Annotated in this window: 16 protein-coding genes and 2 pseudogenes; 5 read left to right on the top strand and 13 right to left on the bottom strand. The window is 71.6% G+C overall.

Annotation, left to right across the window (positions count from 1 at the left end; translation table 11 throughout):
- Positions 1 to 72: 72 nt before the first annotated feature.
- Both ABKA17_RS06140 and abmR read right to left on the bottom strand, forming a co-directional pair.
- Positions 73 to 1,656 carry a purine-cytosine permease family protein gene (locus tag ABKA17_RS06140; protein WP_353690829.1) on the bottom strand — a complete coding sequence of 528 codons (1,584 nt, stop codon included), beginning with the start codon at positions 1,654 to 1,656 and terminating at the stop codon, positions 73 to 75.
- A 204-nt stretch (positions 1,657 to 1,860) separates the two neighbouring features.
- Positions 1,861 to 2,412, bottom strand: coding sequence for an ATP-binding transcription factor AbmR (gene abmR, locus ABKA17_RS06135; RefSeq protein WP_353690828.1), 552 nt, complete (start codon positions 2,410 to 2,412; stop codon positions 1,861 to 1,863).
- A 323-nt stretch (positions 2,413 to 2,735) separates the two neighbouring features.
- On the opposite strand from abmR, the gene ABKA17_RS06130 reads away from it, so the two are divergent.
- Positions 2,736 to 3,158, top strand: coding sequence for a protease inhibitor (locus ABKA17_RS06130; RefSeq protein ID WP_353690827.1), 423 nt, complete (start codon positions 2,736 to 2,738; stop codon positions 3,156 to 3,158).
- Between the two features lie 132 nt (positions 3,159 to 3,290).
- Here ABKA17_RS06130 and ABKA17_RS06125 read toward each other — a convergent pair whose 3' ends face one another.
- The 4 genes and pseudogenes from ABKA17_RS06125 to ABKA17_RS06110 all read right to left on the bottom strand — a co-directional run bounded on the left by ABKA17_RS06125 (position 3,291) and on the right by ABKA17_RS06110 (position 5,841).
- Complete coding sequence (locus ABKA17_RS06125) at positions 3,291 to 3,692, bottom strand: STAS domain-containing protein (RefSeq protein ID WP_353690826.1); 402 nt, start codon at positions 3,690 to 3,692, stop codon at positions 3,291 to 3,293.
- 621 nt (positions 3,693 to 4,313) lie between these two features.
- On the bottom strand, positions 4,314 to 4,511 hold the full coding sequence (locus ABKA17_RS06120; RefSeq protein ID WP_353690825.1) for a CDGSH iron-sulfur domain-containing protein: 198 nt from the start codon (positions 4,509 to 4,511) through the stop codon (positions 4,314 to 4,316).
- Positions 4,492 to 4,794 (bottom strand): annotated as a pseudogene (locus ABKA17_RS06115) (class I SAM-dependent methyltransferase); the annotation flags it as partial. The pseudogene ABKA17_RS06115 and the gene ABKA17_RS06120, both read right to left, overlap by 20 nt.
- 33 nt (positions 4,795 to 4,827) lie before the next feature.
- On the bottom strand, positions 4,828 to 5,841 hold the full coding sequence (locus tag ABKA17_RS06110; protein WP_353690824.1) for an iron-containing redox enzyme family protein: 1,014 nt from the start codon (positions 5,839 to 5,841) through the stop codon (positions 4,828 to 4,830).
- Positions 5,842 to 5,915: 74 nt separating this feature from the next.
- Between ABKA17_RS06110 and ABKA17_RS06105 the strand changes: the two genes are divergently transcribed.
- The gene (locus ABKA17_RS06105; protein WP_353690823.1) at positions 5,916 to 6,524 is read left to right on the top strand and encodes a flavodoxin family protein; all 609 of its coding nucleotides are present in this window, start codon (positions 5,916 to 5,918) and stop codon (positions 6,522 to 6,524) included.
- 8 nt (positions 6,525 to 6,532) lie between these two features.
- Here ABKA17_RS06105 and ABKA17_RS06100 read toward each other — a convergent pair whose 3' ends face one another.
- The 4 genes and pseudogenes from ABKA17_RS06100 to ABKA17_RS06085 all read right to left on the bottom strand — a co-directional run bounded on the left by ABKA17_RS06100 (position 6,533) and on the right by ABKA17_RS06085 (position 9,900).
- Positions 6,533 to 6,709, bottom strand: coding sequence for a hypothetical protein (locus tag ABKA17_RS06100; protein ID WP_353690822.1), 177 nt, complete (start codon positions 6,707 to 6,709; stop codon positions 6,533 to 6,535).
- 80 nt (positions 6,710 to 6,789) lie between these two features.
- Positions 6,790 to 7,797: pseudogene (locus tag ABKA17_RS06095) on the bottom strand (Ppx/GppA family phosphatase).
- Positions 7,798 to 7,825: 28 nt separating this feature from the next.
- The gene (locus ABKA17_RS06090; RefSeq protein WP_353690821.1) at positions 7,826 to 8,320 is read right to left on the bottom strand and encodes a methyltransferase family protein; all 495 of its coding nucleotides are present in this window, start codon (positions 8,318 to 8,320) and stop codon (positions 7,826 to 7,828) included.
- A gap of 74 nt (positions 8,321 to 8,394) precedes the next feature.
- Complete coding sequence (locus ABKA17_RS06085; RefSeq protein WP_353690820.1) at positions 8,395 to 9,900, bottom strand: MFS transporter; 1,506 nt, start codon at positions 9,898 to 9,900, stop codon at positions 8,395 to 8,397.
- Positions 9,901 to 10,026: 126 nt separating this feature from the next.
- Between ABKA17_RS06085 and ABKA17_RS06080 the strand changes: the two genes are divergently transcribed.
- Genes ABKA17_RS06080 through ABKA17_RS06070 form a run of 3 tightly spaced genes read left to right on the top strand, consistent with a single transcriptional unit; the run spans position 10,027 to position 11,750 of the window.
- Positions 10,027 to 10,827 (top strand): alpha/beta fold hydrolase, encoded by an 801-nt coding sequence (locus ABKA17_RS06080; protein WP_353690819.1) that lies wholly within the window; start codon positions 10,027 to 10,029, stop codon positions 10,825 to 10,827.
- 59 nt (positions 10,828 to 10,886) lie between these two features.
- Complete coding sequence (locus tag ABKA17_RS06075; RefSeq protein ID WP_353690818.1) at positions 10,887 to 11,231, top strand: ArsR/SmtB family transcription factor; 345 nt, start codon at positions 10,887 to 10,889, stop codon at positions 11,229 to 11,231.
- Between the two features lie 6 nt (positions 11,232 to 11,237).
- Positions 11,238 to 11,750: an SRPBCC family protein gene (locus ABKA17_RS06070; RefSeq protein WP_353690817.1), complete on the top strand. Its 513-nt coding sequence runs from the start codon at positions 11,238 to 11,240 to the stop codon at positions 11,748 to 11,750.
- Here the strand turns inward: ABKA17_RS06070 and ABKA17_RS06065 are convergent, their stop codons facing one another.
- The 3 genes from ABKA17_RS06065 to ABKA17_RS06055 are packed head-to-tail and all read right to left on the bottom strand — an operon-like array spanning position 11,751 to position 17,594.
- Positions 11,751 to 14,567, bottom strand: coding sequence for an NHLP bacteriocin export ABC transporter permease/ATPase subunit (locus ABKA17_RS06065; RefSeq protein WP_353690816.1), 2,817 nt, complete (start codon positions 14,565 to 14,567; stop codon positions 11,751 to 11,753).
- A gap of 1 nt (position 14,568) precedes the next feature.
- On the bottom strand, positions 14,569 to 16,791 hold the full coding sequence (locus tag ABKA17_RS06060) for an NHLP family bacteriocin export ABC transporter peptidase/permease/ATPase subunit (RefSeq protein WP_353690815.1): 2,223 nt from the start codon (positions 16,789 to 16,791) through the stop codon (positions 14,569 to 14,571).
- A complete protein-coding gene (locus ABKA17_RS06055; protein WP_353690814.1) occupies positions 16,788 to 17,594 on the bottom strand; it encodes an HlyD family efflux transporter periplasmic adaptor subunit in 807 nt (268 codons plus the stop codon). Before ABKA17_RS06055 ends, ABKA17_RS06060 begins: the two co-directional genes overlap by 4 nt.
- Between the last annotated feature and the right edge of the window lie 87 nt (positions 17,595 to 17,681).

The raw sequence follows: 17,681 nt of genomic DNA, 5'->3' as shown, positions 1-17,681 counted from the left end.
CCGCCTCTCGTCGCTGAGAACGCGTTGCGCTCCGACGATACTGGCGAGTAAACGCCGGTCAGAACACCGGGGTCAGCTCCCGTTCGCCACCGCGACGGGCTCCGGCTCGCCCGACTCCGCGCCCGGTCCGGTGATCGGCGGCACCGGCACGTCGACGGTACGGGCGAGGCGCGCGCCCTCGGGCCCGTACACGGCCCGGGGTTCGGGGAAGAGCCTGAGCAGTGTCAGGAACAGGACCGCGGCCACCACCAGCGACAGCGGCAGGCTGATGTCGACGCCGCTCGCGAGATCGCCCAGCGGTCCGACGAACTGGCCCGGGATGTTGGTGAACAGCACACCGATCAGCGCCGACACCCACCAGGCGGTCATGCCCCGCCAGTTCCAGCCGTGCGCGAACCAGTAACGGCCGCCGCGCTGACGGCGGTTGAAGACCTGGAGGGCGTCGGGGTCGTACCAGCCGCGGCGGGTCCAGAAGCCCAGCATCATCACCACCATCCACGGTGTGGTGCAGGTGATGATCATCGTGGCGAAGGTCGAGATCGACTGGACGAGGTCGAGCCCGAACCGGCCGATGAAGATGAACGCGATCGACAGCACGCCGACGAACAGCGTCGCCTGCACGCGGGAGAGCCGGGGGAAGACCGAGGAGAAGTCCAGGCCCGTTCCGTACAGCGCCGTCGTGCCCGTCGACATGCCGCCGATCAGCGCGATCAGACACACCGGCAGGAAGAACCAGCCGGGCGAGATCGCCAGCAGCCCGCCCACGAAGTCGGGCGCGGCCGGGTCGACGTAGTCCGGCGCCTTCGCCGCGATGATGCTCGCCGTCGACAGGCCGAACAGGAACGGCAGCAGCGTCGCGATCTGCGACAGGAAGGCCGCGCCGATCACCTTGCGGTGCGGCGTGCTCGCCGGGATGTAGCGCGACCAGTCGCCGAGGAACGCGCCGAACGACACCGGGTTGGAGAGCACGATCAGCGCCGCGCCGATGAAGGACGGCCAGAACAGCGACTGCGTGGCCGCGTCCGCCGAGTCCGTGAAGACCCCCGCGTAACCAGGGTCGAAGTCGCCGGCGAAGGCGATCGCGCCGAGCAGGAACAGCAGGCTCGCCGCCGCCACCGCGACCTTGTTGACGAACAGCATGAACCGGAAGCCGTACACGCACACCGCGAGGACCAGACAGGCGAACAGCGCGTACGCCACGACGTAGGACAGGTCGGTGCGGGGCAGGCCGAAGAGCCGGTGGGCGCCGCCGACCAGGGCGTCGCCGGAGCTCCACACGGAGATGGAGAAGAACGCGATCGCGGTCAGCAGGGAGAGGAAGGAGCCGACCACGCGGCCGTGCACACCGAGGTGGGCTGAGGAGGAGACGGCGTTGTTGGTGCCGTTGACCGGACCGAACACCGCCATCGGGCACAGGATCAGCGCCCCCACGACGACCCCGAGGAGGGTGGCCGCGAGACCCTGCCAGAAGGAGAGGCCGAACAGGATCGGGAAGGCGCCCAGCACACAGGTGGAGAACGTGTTGGCGCCGCCGAAGGCGAGCCGGAACAGGTCCAGCGGGGTCGCGCTGCGCTCGGCGTCGGGGATGCGGTCGACGCCGTGCGTCTCGACCTCGGTCAGGGACGGCGCGGCGGAGGTGTCGGGCTGCGGGGACAAGGGGGCTCCAACGTGGGGACCGGCGGTGGAGCGCGTGGTGGCGCGGGGGAGCGGGGTGAGGGGACGGCCGCTTCCTGTCGCGTGGGTGTGCGGTGGGAGCGGATGCCGTCCTCTCGGGGGTCTGCCGACGGTACGGCCGTGGCCGAGAGCCGCACCAGAGGACTGTTCATCCATCTTTCGGGTCGTGGGTGTGCGAAACCTCCATCACTCGGTGTCCGTGGGCGCGTCCTCCGGTTCCGTGTCGGGGCCCTGGGCCCGCACCCGCTGGACGTGTTCGAGTGACTCCCGCAGCTCGCCCAGCCAGTCGTCGGTGTGCTTCTGGACCAGGCGCACGCACCAGGCGAGCGCGTCGCTGCGGCTGCGCGCCACCCCGCCCGCGATGAGCGTGTCGAGGACCTGGCGCTCCGGCTGCCGCAGCCGGGTCATGACGGGCGCGGCCACATGCGTGAACAGGGCGCGCTCCCCGTCGCACTCCACACCCCAGGAGACCTTCCGGCGGAACCGGTGCTCGGCCTCGCGGGCCACCTCGATCCGGGCCTCCCGGGTGCGTTCCCGGAACTCCTGGATGCGGCCCTGGACGGCGGCCTCCCGCTCGGTGGCCGAAACTCCCTCGGTCAGCCGGGGCCCGGAGATGCGGCCGATCACGGTGATCTCCTCGCGGTCGACCGTCAGCTCGGGCGGCGCCTCGAAGAGATCGTCCGGCAGACGGCCGGCGAACCAGCCGCGCAACTTCTCTCGCTGCTCTGTCGTAATCATGTAATGACGATTACTCGCAGGAGCATGAACACAAGGGGTCGCGGAGGAGTCCGCCGAGAGCTCAACCGGAATGTTTCAGGCCGATTGCCCAGGCGGTGTGAACCGGCCATTCGGTCGGTTGGAACGATCAAGAACCGCGTGGTTCCGGCGCTGACACGTTCGAATTACGTGACTTCGCGCCACTGATTCAACACGCAAGGTTACTGAAACACAGGGGGTCGATGTGAGATTCGGCCGCGGACTCGGCAGACTCCCGCTCGCCGGTCCGGCACCGATCGCGCCGGGCCCGGCACCACCCCCGTATCAGCGGAAGGATGCACACAATGCGGAACACCGCGCGCTGGGCAGCGACCCTCGCTCTGACGGCCACCGCCGTCTGCGGCCCCCTCACCGGGACCGCCCTCGCCGCCCCGGACTCGCTCTACGCCCCCTCGGCCCTGGTCCTCACCGTGGGCCACGGCGACACCGCCGCCCTCGCCACCCCGGCCCGCGCCGTGACCCTCACGTGCGCGCCGACGTCGTCCGGCAGCCATCCCGCGGCGGCCGCCGCCTGCGCCGAACTGCGCGGCGTCGGCGGTGATTTCGACGCGCTGGCCGGCCGGGACGACGTGATGTGCACCAAGGAGTACGACCCCGTGGTCGTCACCGTCGACGGCGTCTGGCAGGGCAGACGCGTCTCCTACGAGCGGACCTTCGCCAACGAGTGCGTGAAGAGCACCCACGGGACCAGCCTCTTCACCTTCTAGGGACCGGGGTCGCACGGTCACCGTGCACGGACAGCGGCTCGTGGCTGGGGAGCGCGAGCCCTGACGCGGGAAACCCTGCGATCTCGTACGGGGCCGGTCGGGCGGAGTGGGGCCGCCCGGCCGGCCTTCGGATCAACCCGGGTCCGCCGGGATGTCCGGCAGTGGCGGAAAACGGCCCAGCAACCCCGAGGCGCGCAGCAGCCGTCGTATACGTGCACTCTCCGAGACCAACCGCAGCCGCCCGCCCTGCTCCCGGGCCCGGGAGTCGGCCCGGCACAGGACCCGCAGACCTGAGCAGTCGAAGAAGTCGACCGTGCGCAGATCGACCAGGACGTCCGGCCGCGCGCGCTCGGTCGCGGCGTCCAGATGTACGGCGAGCAAGCCGGCGGTCGCCATGTCGATCTCGCCCGCGGCCTCGACCACCGTGAAGGGGCCGTGCCGGTAGGTGCGGGCGTACGGACTCGGCGCCGGAGGCCCGGAACCGCAGGCGCCCTCGGGAGATCCGGGGGCTCGGTCGCCGGAATCCGGTGTCATGTGGACTCCACCTCGACTGGGGCGGGTATTCGATCTCGGTAGGTACCCCGGGGAGCTCCGGTGCATCCCTGAGGGGCCCGACCCAAGATCTGGTTCACTCAACTTGGTGAATTTGGCCGGGAGTTATTGACTCTTAGTCGGTTTTTCTATAGCCCAGCTCCGCCCCGGCCCTCGGCTGCACCGCTGTCGAAACAGGGAGTTGGCCGTGGGCACGCCGGTACGTACTTCCTCCGGGGAGCCTCCGCTGCTCACCCAGTTCGGGCTGCTGGAGCCCGCGCTGGAGATGGAGTTCACGACCCGTTTCGCCCGTCGCGGCGGCAGACCGCGGCGACGGCCGCGGTCATCGAGGCGCCGGCGTGGTTCACGACTTCACTGCTCGACGCCGGCCGCCGGGTGAGCAAGCTGTCTGTGTCCTGACGGCGAACCGCGGGGGCGTCGCGGTGGCCGACAGGGGCGACGGGCTGATCACCCTGGACCGGGCCCACGACAGCGGAGCGAACGGGCTGCCCCCGCACGGCGTCGCCGACGACCTGCGCATCCACCACGGCTCCGACGGGCACGTGTGGGTGGTGTGGGAGCGGCCCTGGTGCCCGGCCGACACGCGGGGCGAGGCCCAGGGTCCTAGGCCCGGTCGCGGTGGCTGGTGTCGCACCACGGGTAGCGGCGGCTGCGGCGGCAGGTGCACAGGGCCACCCGGAAGCGGTCGGAGGAGACCGTGGTCCCGTCCTCCAGTTCGACCTCGACGGGGCCTTCCACCAGCAGCGGGCCGCGGCGCTCCAGCCTGATGCGGCAGGGCGGGTCAGCGGGTGAGTGCGGCACGGACCACCACCAACTCCTCGTCGTTCTCGGCCGCGGACAGCGGACGTCGGTCCCGCAGCCGGCCCTCCCGAGCGGACAGCACCGGACCGAAGGCGATCCGGCGGCGCCGCGTCACCGCGGCCTTTTCCTCGCCGCAGATCCGGTCCAGTACGAGGCGGCCGGCACGGCCCGCGACGGGCGCGAAGAGGTTTCCGCGCCGGGTGCGGACCCGAAGCCCGGCCGGCAGGGCGTTGCACCGTGTCGCGCACACCGCGTTCCGCGACCGGTCGGCGGCGCCCGGGCGTACCCATGTCATTCCGCTTGAGTACCCAGACATTCAGGAGATATGGGCAGTTTCGGCGTCGAGTGGTGTCCGCAGCGACGACCGGCCCGAGCGCCACGCGGCCAGCAGCCGGTCGGCGAAACGGTCCTCGACGAGTCCGGTGGCGTCGACGCCGAACGCCACGTCGGCCGCGAGGTGCGGCTCCTCGGCGAGCAGCCCGCCGATGACGTCGTGGCGCACGACCTGCTCGTGCACGGCGTCGGCCTCCACGTGCTCGTCGTAGAAGTGCTCGGCGGCCGCCCCGGCCCCGGTGCGCCGCATGGCCTCGGCCAGTCGCCGGGAACCGGGCGAGGAGGCGACCTCCACCGCCGCGAAGTGCCCCACGAGGGCGCCCCGCAGGGCCCGGTGCAGACCGAACAGCGACATGAGGTTCACCGTCGCCAGCAGCTCCGCGCAGGCCGCGTCCAGATAGTGCCCGTACGTCGTGTCCAGGCCCAGATCCGTCATCAGGTCCGCGAACAGCTGCGCGTGCACCCGGTCGGGGCGGCCGCCGCCGTACTCGTCGAACTCCACCGCCGCCATCGCCGCCTTGGCCCGCCCCCACAGCCTCGGCAGCACCCACGCGTGCGGGTCGGCCTCCTTGAGGTGGTACAGGGAGCGCTGGGCCGCGTACTCGCGCAGCTGCCACAGCTCGCCCTCGTCGCGCAGGTAGTGGCTGACGCCGGTGCCCTCGACGGGTTCGACGAGGAGCTCCCCGAGCGCGTCCTCGACGCTGTCGTGCACGGCGGTGTCCGTGCGCAGGGCCGTCAGGAACCGGTGCTCCAGGGCGGCCCGGGTACGCAGCAGCTCCGGGTCCCACTCGGGGTCCGGCGTGACGCCCGCGAAGCCCCGGTAGTGCAGCTCGTAGCAGAGGTAGAGGGCGAGCTGGAGATCGTCGCCGTAGACGCCCGCGCGCGCGACCTCGTCGTCGTCGGGCAGGGGGCCGGCGCCCAGCAGGTACGCCGACACGGCTGCGGAGACCGGTCCCCGGGCGGGCGGCAGTCGTGGTCCTTCGAGGTCGTACGTCATGGCGCCCGGGTACCCGGGCGCCGCCGGGCCACCCCTGGGCGTGGAGCGGGCCGGGAGGGGTACTGCGGACCGGCATGAAGGCACTCGTGATCAACTGCACGCTCAAACCGTCCCCCCAACCCTCGAACACCGAAGCACTGGCGGGCGTCGTCGTCGAAGGACTGGAGAAGGACGGCGTCGACGTCGAGGTCGTACGGGCCGTCGACCTGGACATCGCCCCCGGCGTGACCAGCGAGCCCCTGCGCGACGGCGACGCCTGGCCGGCCGTCCACGCCAAGCTGCTCGACGCCGCGATCCTGGTCGTCGCCTCGCCGACCTGGCTCGGGCGGCCTTCGTCGGTGGCCCAGCGGGTCCTGGAGCGGATGGACGCGCTGCTGTCCGAGACCGACGACCAGGGCCGGCCCGTGGCCTACAACCGGGTCGCGGGGGTGGTCGTCACCGGCAACGAGGACGGCGCGCACCACGTGATCAGCGAGATCTCGGGCGCGCTCGCCGACCTCGGCTACACCGTCCCCGGCCAGGCCTGGACCTACTGGCACCTGGGTCCCGGCCCGGGGCCGGACTACCTCGACGACGAGCGCGGCCGGGAGTGGTCGCACCGGACGGGCCGGGCCATGGCCGCCAACCTGCACGGGGTGGCCCGGGCCCTCGTGGAGCGCCCCCTGGGCCCGCCGCCCGGCTGAGCGTCACCTCACTCGCCCTCGGACTCCTCCTGGGCGCCGGTGTTGGGGGTGAGGGCGTCGCCGGCCTCGCCCCGGCGCCGGCGCCGCTCCTCGGATTCCGAGGTGCGGTGTGCCGCCTCCTCGGCCTCGTGCCGGACCTCCTCCAGGGCGGTCTCGGGCTGCTTCTTGTCGTCGGACTCGGACATGGCGGTGTCTCCTTGTCTCGCCTTTCTCGGCTTCTCGGCCTTTTCGGGTTTCTCGGGTTTTTCGGCCGGTGGCCGTTCTCTCAGCTCCCCGCGGCCGCGATGCGCAGCGGTACCGGATCCTGGGCGGTGGTCTCCTCGGCCTGCCGGCTGATCTCCGCCCACCAGGACGGTCCGTCCTCGATGTGCCGCAGTAAGACGCCCTCGCGGATCGCCCACGGACAGAGCGTGACGGTCTTGATGCCGGTCAGCTTCAGCGCGGTGTGTCCGACCACGGCGCCGGCCAGGCTCTGGGAGGCGCGCGGCGCGGAGATGCCGGGCAGCAGGGAGCGGTCGGCGGTGGGCACCGCGGCGAGGCGGACGATCGCCTCGCGCAGGTCCGAGCGGTGCAACCGGCGTTCCATGAACGGCCCGTGCCGTCCCGGCGGGGCTCCGCACAGCCGGCCCAGCTGCTGGAAGGTACGGGAGGTGACCACCGCCGTGTGCGGTCCCTCCCAGCGGATCCGGGCCGCGACGTCCCGCAGTTGGTGGCGGACTCTGCGGCGCAGCGCCCGGACCAGCTCCGGCGTCGGCGGATCCTGGCCCTCGAAGAACTCGTGGGTCAGCCGCCCCGCGCCCAGCGGCAACGAGGCCACGAAGTCCGGCAACCGGCCCCGCCCGAAAGCCACTTCGAGCGAACCGCCGCCGATGTCCAGCAGGGCCAGCGGCCCCGACCGTCAGCCCATCCAGCGGCGCGCCCCGAGGAACGTCAGCTCGGCCTCCACCTCGCCCGGCAGGGTGCACAGCCCGACCCCGGTACGGGTGCGCACCGCGCGCAGCACCTCCCGGCGATTGGCGGCGCCGCGCACCACGGCCGTCGCGAAGGCCAGCGGTGCCGTGGCCCCCCACTTCGCCGCGGTTCTGTTCGCCTCGGCGACCGCGCCGACGAGCCGTTCGACGGCTTCCTCGGGCAACGGCCCGCCCGGCTCGACCTGTTCGGACAGCCTCAGGCGCCACTTGGCGGTGTGGACCGGCAACGGCACCCCGCCCTCCGCGTCCGCCACCACGAGCCGGACGGTGTTCGATCCCACATCCACCACGCTGATTCGCATGCACCCGTGGGTACCCGCTTCGGGGCCCTCACTCACCGCGCCAGGGCGTCGGACGCGGGATCCAGCCAGGCACGGCACGCCGGTAGCGCCCGTACTCCGCGCCGAACCGGTCGGCGAGCGCGGGCTCCTCGTACCAGCGCGCGAACGCCCACATCAGGGCCCAGGCGCCGGCGCCGTAGCCGAACAGGACCGGCCGGGCGAGCAGCAGCCCCTGGCCGCAGATCGCCGCGACCACGGCGACGTACATCGGATTGCGCACATGCCGGTACAGCCCGCCCACCACGAGGTGTTCGGTCGGCGCGACGGGGGCCGGGGTACCCAGGCCCTCCCGCACGAACCGGACGAAGGCGGCGAGGAGGACGGCCGCGCCGACGGTCAGCGGGAGAAGGCCGAGCAGTCGCAGGGGCGGCGGCCAGTCCCCGGGCCGCCAGTCGGTCAGCCACCACGGGATCAGCCCGGCCACCGTGCCGGGTGCGAGCGCGAAGAAGACCGTGCTGCCGAGTGCCGCCGCCGGTGAGCGCATACGGCCACGATGGCAGCGAAGAGGGGCCGCCGTCTCCCTGTTGACGGTCGGCCCCTCGGCGCGGTGCGCTTCGGTCACATGTGGACGACGGGCGCCGCGTCCGGGTCCTGCTCCGGAATCCCGCGGCGGTAGAGCAGGAAGGCGATCAGCGTACCGGCGGCGAAGAAGCCCGCCGACCACCAGAACGCGGTGGTGTAGCTCTCGATCGTCGCCTGGGCCTGCACGAGCTTGCTCGACGGGTCCCGCCCGGCCAGGTAGTCGGTCGCGGCGCTCGCGGCCAGCGTGTTCAGCAGCGCCGTACCGATCGAACCGCCCACCTGCTGCATGGCGTTGACCGTGGCGGAGGCCACTCCCGCGTCCTCCGCGGCGACGCCGCCGGTGGCCAGCTGCATGGCGGGCGGCATGACCAGGCCGAGTCCCAGACCGATCACGACCAGCTGCGGCAGCACATGGCTCGCGTAGGAGGAGCCGACACCGATGCCGGTCAGCCAGGCCATGCCGAGCGCGGCGATGCCGAAGCCCAGCGGGATGACGGCCTTCGGGCCCATCCGCGGCACCAGCAGCGTCGTACCGGCCTGGGCGGCGACCATCAGCGCGGCCACCATCGGCAGGAACGCCACACCGGTCTTGGTCGGGCTGAAGCCCAGGTTCAGCTGGAGGTAGTAGGTGAGGAAGAGGAACACACCGAACATGCCCGCGCCGGAGATCAGCACCGCCAGGAACGAGGCCGCCCGGTTGCGGTCGAGCAGGATGCGCAGCGGCAGCAGCGGGTGCGCGGCCTTGGTCTGCCACCAGGTGAACGCCACGAGCAGCACACCGCCGGCGATCAGGAAGCCCCAGGTCTCGGGTGCGTTCCAGTCGTGCGTCTCGGCGTTGGAGAAGCCGTAGACCAGGGAGAAGAGACCGGCGGCGACCAGGATCGTGCCGGGGACGTCGAGCTTGGAGTTCGCGGCGTCACGGTGGTTGTTCAGCAGCAGCCAGCCGCCCGCGAAGGCGAGCACGGCGATGACGACGTTGACGTAGAGCGTCCAGCGCCAGTCGAGGGCGTCGGTCAGGATGCCGCCGAGCAGCAGGCCCACCGCGCCGCCGGCGCCGGCGATGGCGCCGTAGACGCTGAAGGCCTTGGCGCGCTCCTTGGCGTCGGTGAAGGTCGTGTTCAGCAGCGAGAGCGCGGCGGGCGCGAGGAGTGCGCCGAAGGCACCCTGGAGGGCACGGGCGGTGACCAGCATCTCGAAGTTGGTGGCCGCACCGCCGAGCGCGGAGACCGCGGCGAAGCCGACGACACCGATCAGGAAGGCGGGCTTGCGGCCGAAGAGGTCGGCGATCCGGCCGCCGAGCAGCAGCAGGGAGGCGAAGGCCAGCGCGTACGCGGTGACGATCCACTGCCGGTTGCCGTCGGAGAAGCCGAGGTCGGCCTGGGCCGAGGGAAGGGCGATGTTCACGATGGTGGCGTCGAGGACGACCATCAGCTGCGCGAGGGCGACGACCGCGAGGATCCACCACCGCTTGGTCGACGAGTCCTCGGGCGGTGCCTCGAGCGCGCCCGCCTGGGCGCCGTCGGTAAGGGTCTTCTGCGTCATGGAAGAACCACTCCAGGGAAGTCGTTCGGACTTTGCCAAACCGTAAACGAAACGGTTTCGTACACATGAAGAGGCTAGGCTACTTCCAGCGAAACGGCAACGTTTCGCTGGGGAGGGAGGTCGAGTGTGACCAGCGGCACGTTCGAGGTCGACGGCGCGGCTCTGTACTACGAGCGGCGGGGGAGCGGTCCCGCACTGCTGATGATCAGCGGGGCGGGCGGCGACGCGGGCTACTACACGGAGGTCGCCACGGACCTCGCCGACGCGTTCACGGTGATCACCTACGACCGGCGCGGCAACTCCCGCAGCACCGGTCGCACCGGTACGCCGATGGACCTCGCCCGGCAGGCGGCCGACGCTCGCGCGCTCGTCGACGGTCTGGCCGGCGGCCGGGCGCTGGTGTTCGGCAACAGCGGGGGCGCGATCATCGGGCTCACCCTGGCCGCCCTCCACCCCGCGTCCCTGGCGGGGCTGATCGCCCACGAGCCACCCGCCGTCAACGTGCTCCCCGACGACGACCCCGCGCGCGGCTTCTTCACGGAAGTCGCCGGGCTCTACACACAGGGCGGAGCGCCCGCGGCGGGCCGGCGGTTCGCCCAGACGGTGCGCGGCGAGGGGACCTACCGCTGGCCGGACGACCTCTGGAAGCGGTTCCTCGGCAACCAGGACCAGCTCTTCGGCGCCGAGTGGCCGGGCTTCGCCGGCTTCCGGCCCGACGAGGACGCGCTGCGGGCGGCGCCCTTCCCGATCGTGCTCGGCGCGGGATCGGAGGACCTCGACACCTACTACGGCCGCCCCTCGATCGAGATCGCCCGCCGCGTCGGCGCGCCCTGGGTGGAGTTCCCCGGTATTCACATGGAGTTCCTCCGCGACCCGGCGCGCTTCGCGGCGGCGCTGCGGGAACAGTTGACCCGTATGAGCCCCTGAGCCTTGCCGCCCCTGAGTATTCCTTGACGGTCATATAACTCTGGAGGAATATTGGAGCCATGTCCGACGCCGCGCTCTGGACCGCCCTCGCCGATCCCCACCGGCGGGCCATCGTCGCGCTGCTCCTGGAGCGGCCGCGGCCGGTCGGGGAGATCGTGGAGGCATGCGGTCTGAGTCAGCCCGGTACCTCCAAGCATCTGAAGGTGCTCAGGGAGGCGGGCCTGGTCCGGGTCCGGCAGGACGCGCAGCGCCGCGTCTACGCCCTCGACCCGGCCCCGATCGCCGAACTCGACGCCTGGCTCGCGCCCTACCGGAAGCTGTGGAACCACAGCCTGGACACCCTGGGCCGCCGCCTCGACGAGACCGCGTCGGACGACCCCGAGGAACCCCTCCCGAAGGACTGATCCCTCATGTCCGCAGACCTCACCGGCACCTGCCTCACGCTGGACGACGGGCGTACCGCCGTCCGCTTCAGCCGTACCTACGACCATCCGATCGAGCGCGTCTGGCGGTTCGTCACCGAAGCCGACGAACTCGCCCACTGGTTCCCCTCCCGCGCCGAGATCGACCTCCGGCCCGGCGGGGAGATCAGGTTCAGCGGGGACCCGAACATGAAGGACGGCACGGGCCGGGTGATCGCGGTCGACCCGCCCCGGCACCTCTCCTTCGCGTGGGGCGCCGACGAACTCCACTTCGACCTGGAGGAACTGGCCGACAAGCGCACCCGCTTCACCCTCACCAACGTGCTCGACGCACCGAACACGGCCGCCCGCAACAGCGCCGGCTGGGAGGTCTGCCTGGGAGCCCTGGACGCGTACGCCGCCGGTTCGCCCGCCGATGGACCGGCCAGCTGGAAGGAGTTCTACGACGGGTACGTCGACGCCGGTGTCCCGTCCGGAGCCCCCGTGCCCGGCCTGGACTGATCAGGCCAGCTGGCGCCGCACCAGCTCGTGCAACCGCCCGCCCGTGTCCGCGAGCAACTGCGCGGGCGGCCCCTGCTGGGCGACCTTGCCGTCCTCCATGACGATCACGCGGTCGGCGTCCAGCACCGTCGACAGGCGGTGCGCGATGACGATCCGGGTGGCGTTGAGAGCCTTGGTGGACTCGATCACCCGGCGCTGTGTCTCGTTGTCGAGGGCGCTGGTCGCCTCGTCGAAGAACAGGATCCGCGGCCGGCGGATCAAGGCCTGGGCGATCATGAGCCGCTGACGCTGGCCGCCGGAGACGGCGCCGCTGCCCGAGACGATCGTGTGCAGGCCCATCGGCATCCGCTGGATGTCCTCCGCGAGCCCCGCCATCTGCGCCGCCGCCATCACCTCCTCCGGCGTGAACGGCTCGGTGCCGCAGATGACGTCCATGATCGAGCCGTTGAAGGGCTGGGCGTGCTGGAGCACCACCCCGCACTGCCGGCGGACCGCCGACTGGTCCAGCGCCGCCAGGTCCTGGCCGTCGTAGAGCACACTGCCCGATGTCGGCGGGTCGAAGCCGATCAGCAGTCTGAGCAGCGTCGACTTGCCGCAGCCGCTGGGGCCGACGATCGCCACGAACTCGCCGGGCCGCACCTCGAACGACACGTCGTCCAGGACCAGCGGGCCGTCGTCCGCGTACCGGAAGGACAGCCTGCGCGCCTCGATGCCGCCGGACAGCGGGCCGGGGCGGGTGTTCGCCGTGCGCACCTCGGGGGTGGCGTCCAGGACCGGCTTGATCTCCTCGAACAGCGGCAGCGCGCCCACCGCCGAGACGAAGGAGCCGGTCAGCTGGGTGACGGCGGTCAGCACCATCGTCACCGAGGTGTTGAAGGTCAGGAACGCGGCCGCCGACATCGACCCGCGTGCCGGGCCCGCCAGCAGCATGAACATCAGCAGCGTGCAGATCGGCAGATAGGCGGCGCCCATCACGGTGGTCAGGTTCTTGATCCGCCCCACCTTCTGCTGGAGCTCCCGACTGCGCGCGAACTGCGCGGCCCACGCCGCGTACGCGTAGTTCTCGGCCGCCGCGACCCGCAGCTTGGGCAGTCCGCGCAGGGTCTGGAACGCCTGGTTGTTCAGCTTGTTGCCGAGCACCACCAGCCGTCGCTGCCAGCGGACCTGCCACAGCCCGAGCCCCAGGAACATCGCGGCGATGACCACGAGCATGCCGATCGCCGCCAGCGCCATCGAGGTGCTGTACCAGAACAGCAGCCCCAGGTTCATCGCGCCCACGGTCACCGACTGGGCGACGACCGGACCGACGCCCGCCAGCAGCCGGCGGATCGCGCTGATGCCCATCGCCGCGCTCGCCAGCTCACCGGTGGACCGCTCGGTGAAGAACTTCGTCGGCAGCCTGAGCAGCCGGTCCCACACCGCCGGTTGGAGCGTCGCCTCGATCCGGCCCTCGAGGCGCAGGATCGTCAGGTTCTGGAGCAGCATGAACGCCGCCGCGACGACACTGGAGACCATCACCGCGAGACAGACCTGCACGATCAGACCGGTCTGCGCCTTCGGCACGAACTCACCGAGCACCTTGCCGGTCGCGATCGGCACGATCGCCCCGATCGCGACGGTGACGAGCCCGCTCAGGAGCAGGTTCGTCAGATCCCCGCCCATGCCCTGCATGCTGAACCGCAGCAGCCCGAGCGGAGTGAGCCGGCGCTCGGGCAGCGGCCGGTAGAACATGACCGCACGCGGCTCGAACTCCTCCGCGTTCGCCTTCTCGATCGGTGTCTCCCGGCCCGTCGCCGGATGCACCGCCACATAGCCACCGCGCCGCCACAGCAACGCCACCGGCGCACCCGACAGCGCCCGATGACCCACCAGCGGACCGACGTTGTCCCGCCACCAGCCGCCGTCCAGACGCACGGCCCGGGCCCGGATGCGGGAGGCGAGCGCGATCTGCTCGACGGGGTCGAGCCGGTCGCTGCCGGTGCCGCTCTGCGCCGGGTCGGCGAGGGTGATCCCGGCCGCCTGCGCGACCAGCTTGCAGGCCGCGTAGGAGGCGTCCGCGTCGGCGGCCGTGGCGCGCTTGCCCGAGGACTTGCCGATCGAGGCCAGCAGCGTCCGGTCGGCCTGGGCGCGGACCGCCTCACCCGCCTTGATGCCCTCGGCCGTACGGGTCTCGTGGGTGCGCTCCAGCTGCTCGATCCAGCGGTCCAGCGTGGTCAGCAGCCGGTACTGCTGGTCGACCATGCTCTGCCAGACCGCCGGGTCCATCAGCAGGTCGGCGGCGGCCTCGGCGCCGTACAGCGAGCCGTACTGCACGCTGCCCGGCGGGACCTGCATCCAGAAGACGTCGTCGTCGGTCACCTCCGCGGCCCGTTCGGTGGCCATCGGCGCCTGGAAGAGGATGGAGAGGCTGCGGCCGACCCCGAGGGCGAGGGCGTACTCCAGCGGGCTCGTCGTCGGCGGGACGTACTGGGGGTTGCCGTACTCGTCGTAGGACCACGTCTGGGTGTTGGCGGGCTGGTACAGCTCGCGCAGCCCGATGCGGTGCACCACGCAGTCGCGCAACGGGCGGGCCACGAGGGTGTGTTGGGGTCCCGGGGTCGGGCCGAGCAGCAGCGAACCCGCCTCCAGGCGGCCCAAGTGGTGCCAGTGGCCCTGCTGTTGGGCGTCGACCGCGAACAGGTCCACCGCGCCGGACGCCACCAGCCACAGCACCTGCGGCCCTTCGAGGTCGAGGCGGTTGTGCCCGGCCAGGTCGAACGGCGTACCCATCGAACCCAGGGCCTGGAGGACGAGGTCCCCTTCGGGTGCGGTCGTCATCTCAGTGCTCCCTGACCAGAGCCGCGTACGCACCACCGCGCGCCACCAGCTCCTCGTGCCGCCCGCGCTCCACGATCGTGCCGTGCTGGAGCACGACGATCTCGTCGCTGTCGCGCACGGTGCTCAGCCGGTGCGCGATCACCACACAGGCACAGCCGCGCCGGCGCAGGTTGTCCATCACCGTCAGCTCGGTCTCCGCGTCCAGCGCGCTCGTCACCTCGTCGAGGACCAGGATGCTCGGGCGACGCACCAACGCCCGGGCGATCTCGAGTCGTTGACGCTGTCCGCCGGAGAAGTTCCGGCCGTCCTGCTCGACCCGGCTGCGGATGCCGCCCGGGCGGCGCATCACCACGTCGTACAGCGCCGCGTCCCGGAGGGCTTCCTCCACCGCGTCGTCCGGGATCGAGGGATCCCACAGCGCCACGTTGTCGCGGACCGAGCCCTCGAAGAGGAAGACGTCCTGGTCGACGAAGGAGACCGAGGAGGCGAGCGCGCCGCGCGGGATGTCCTCCAGACGCTGTCCGTCGATGCGGATGACACCCTCCCAGGGCGCGTACAGGCCCGAGATCAGCCGGGAGACCGTGGACTTGCCGCTGCCCGAGCCGCCGACCAGGGCCACCTGCCGACCGGGGCCGACCGTCAGGTCGAAGCCGGTCAACAGCGGCTTGTCGAGGGGGTTGTAGCCGAAGGTGATGTTCTCCAGCTCGACATGACCTTGCAGCCGGCGCGTCGAGTCGCCCGCGCCGGGACGGTCGTAGAGCGGGTCCGCCTGGAAGTTCTCCACGTCCTTGAGGCGGGCCACGTCCGCCGCGAAGTCCTGGATGCGCCCCGCCACACCGTTGAGCCGGGTGATCGGGGCGGTGAAGCGGGTGACCAGGGACTGGAAGGCCACCAGCAGGCCCACCGAGATACCGCCCTCGACCGCGCGCATGCCGCCGATCCACAGGATCAGCGCGCTGTTCAGCGCGGCCAGCGTCGGCGCGACCACACCCAGCCAGGCGCTCGGCACCCCGAGCCGCTGCTGCTCCTCCAGCGTGGTGGCGTGCTGACCGGCCCACTTGCGGAAGTAGCCGTCCTCGCCGCCGGTCGCCTTCATCGTCTCGATCAACTGGAGGCCGGTGTAGGCGGTGTTGGTGAGCCGGGCGCTGTCCGCGCGCAGCTTCGCGGTACGGGTGGCGCGCAGCCGGATGACGACCCGCATGGCGACGATGTTGAGCAGCGCGACCGCGATGCCGACGAAGGTCAGCTGCGGGTCGTAGGTGTAGAGCAGCACGGCGTACAGGACGACGACCACCGCGTCCACGCCGGCCGCCGCGAGGTCGCGGGCCAGGGTCTCGGCGACGGCGTCGTTCGACTGGAGGCGCTGCACCAGGTCGGCCGGGCTGCGCTGGGAGAAGAACGTCACCGGCAGCCGCAGCAGATGGCGCAGGAAGCGGGCGCTGGAGAGCGTGGAGGAGATGATGCGGCCGCGCAGCAGGTTCGCCTGCTGGAGCCAGGTCAGCACCAGGGTGAGCAGGACGCACGTGCCCATCGACGCGAACAGCACGCCGAGCAGCGAGGTCTGCCCCCCGATCAGGAACATGTCGATATAGGTACGGCTCAGCGCGGGCACCGCCGCCCCGACCAGCACAAGCAGCAGACTCGCCAGCACCGCGGCCGGCATCGTGCCCGCGGTGCCGCGCAGCCGGGCCGGCATCGCGCCGAGCACGCCCGGCTTGCGCCCGCCCTTGGTGAAGCCGTCCCCCGGCTCCATGATCAGCACGACGCCGGTGAAGCTCGCGTCGAAGTCCTCCATGGGCACGAACCGGCGGCCCTTGCCGGGGTCGTTGATGTACACCCCGCGGCGGCCGAAGCGGCGGCCCATGCCGTCGTAGACGACGTAGTGGTTGAACTCCCAGAACAGCACGGCCGGGGTGCGCACCTCGGCGAGGGCGGCCGTGTCCATCTGCATGCCCTTGGCGGTCAGGCCGTAACTGCGCGCCGCCTTGAGGAGGTTGCTCGCGCGGGAGCCGTCGCGGGAGACACCGCACGCGATACGCAGTTCCTCCAGCGGGATGTGCCTGCCGAAGTGGCCCAGCACCATCGCGAGGGAGGCGGCGCCGCACTCCACGGCCTCCATCTGGAGGACGGTGGGCGTGCGGACGGTCTTCGCCCTTCCCTTGGGGACCGGGCGCTTGGGCGGGGCGGAGCGGCGTCTGCTCCGGGTGTCCTGTGCGGTGCTCACGGCAGCAGCCAATCGACGGGGCGCTGGTCGGCCAGCCGGATCGAACCCTTGGCGAGGGTCATGGAGGTGAGGGCGAACGGCGGCCCGTCCTTGGAGGACCACTCGTAGCCGCTCTTCGTACCGGACGACTTGTCCAGCTTCACCAGGACGGCCACCGGCCTGCCGTCCTTGGTGAACTGCTCGCCGAGCTGGCTGTCCCCGAGGAACGCGGAGATCGCCTGCGCCGACTGGGCCGAGCGGTCCACCGACTTCACATGGCCGTGCAGCACGCCGTACTCCTGGGTGGGCACCGAGGAGACGGTGATGTCCACGGCCGCGTGCGCGGGGATCGAGGCCGCGTTCTCGGCGGGGACGTACACGGTGGCGTACAGCGGGTCCTTCGCGTGCGCGACCTTCTCCACGGCGGCGACGTTCGCGCCCGTCTGGATGATCTGCCCGATGGTCGCGGCCAGCGCGGTGATCCGGCCCGCGGCGACCGAGCGGACGACGGTGTCGCCGTCGGACGTACGGACCTTCAGTACGGGGGAGCCGGCCGGCAGCCGCTCGCCCTGCTCGGCGAGGACCGCGGTGACCTGTCCCGCCACGGGACTTTGGAGGATGTAGCTGCCCTGCCCATGGGTGAGGATGGCGGACGCGCTCACGGTGGAGGCGACCGAGCCGGTCACCGCCCACACGGACGCGGCGGCCATGACGACCACCGTGACGGAGAGCGCGAGCCAGCCCTGGGGGCGGGCGAAACGCACCGGAAGATCGAGCTCCTCCGGCGACTGCAGCTTGGCGAGGGCCTGTTGGCGGAACTGCACGGAACTTTCCCTCACCTGAAAACGACAGTGGACCGGCCCCAGGGAGCCGGTTGTTCTACGACGTCCGAAAGCCCCGGAGCCGGGAAG

It is taken from the genome of Streptomyces sp. RG80, from assembly GCF_040446465.1.
Classification (GTDB): Bacteria; Actinomycetota; Actinomycetes; order Streptomycetales; family Streptomycetaceae; genus Streptomyces.
The sequence above is the reverse complement of the archived record's forward strand: the minus strand, read 5'-3'. Positions and strand labels throughout refer to the sequence as shown.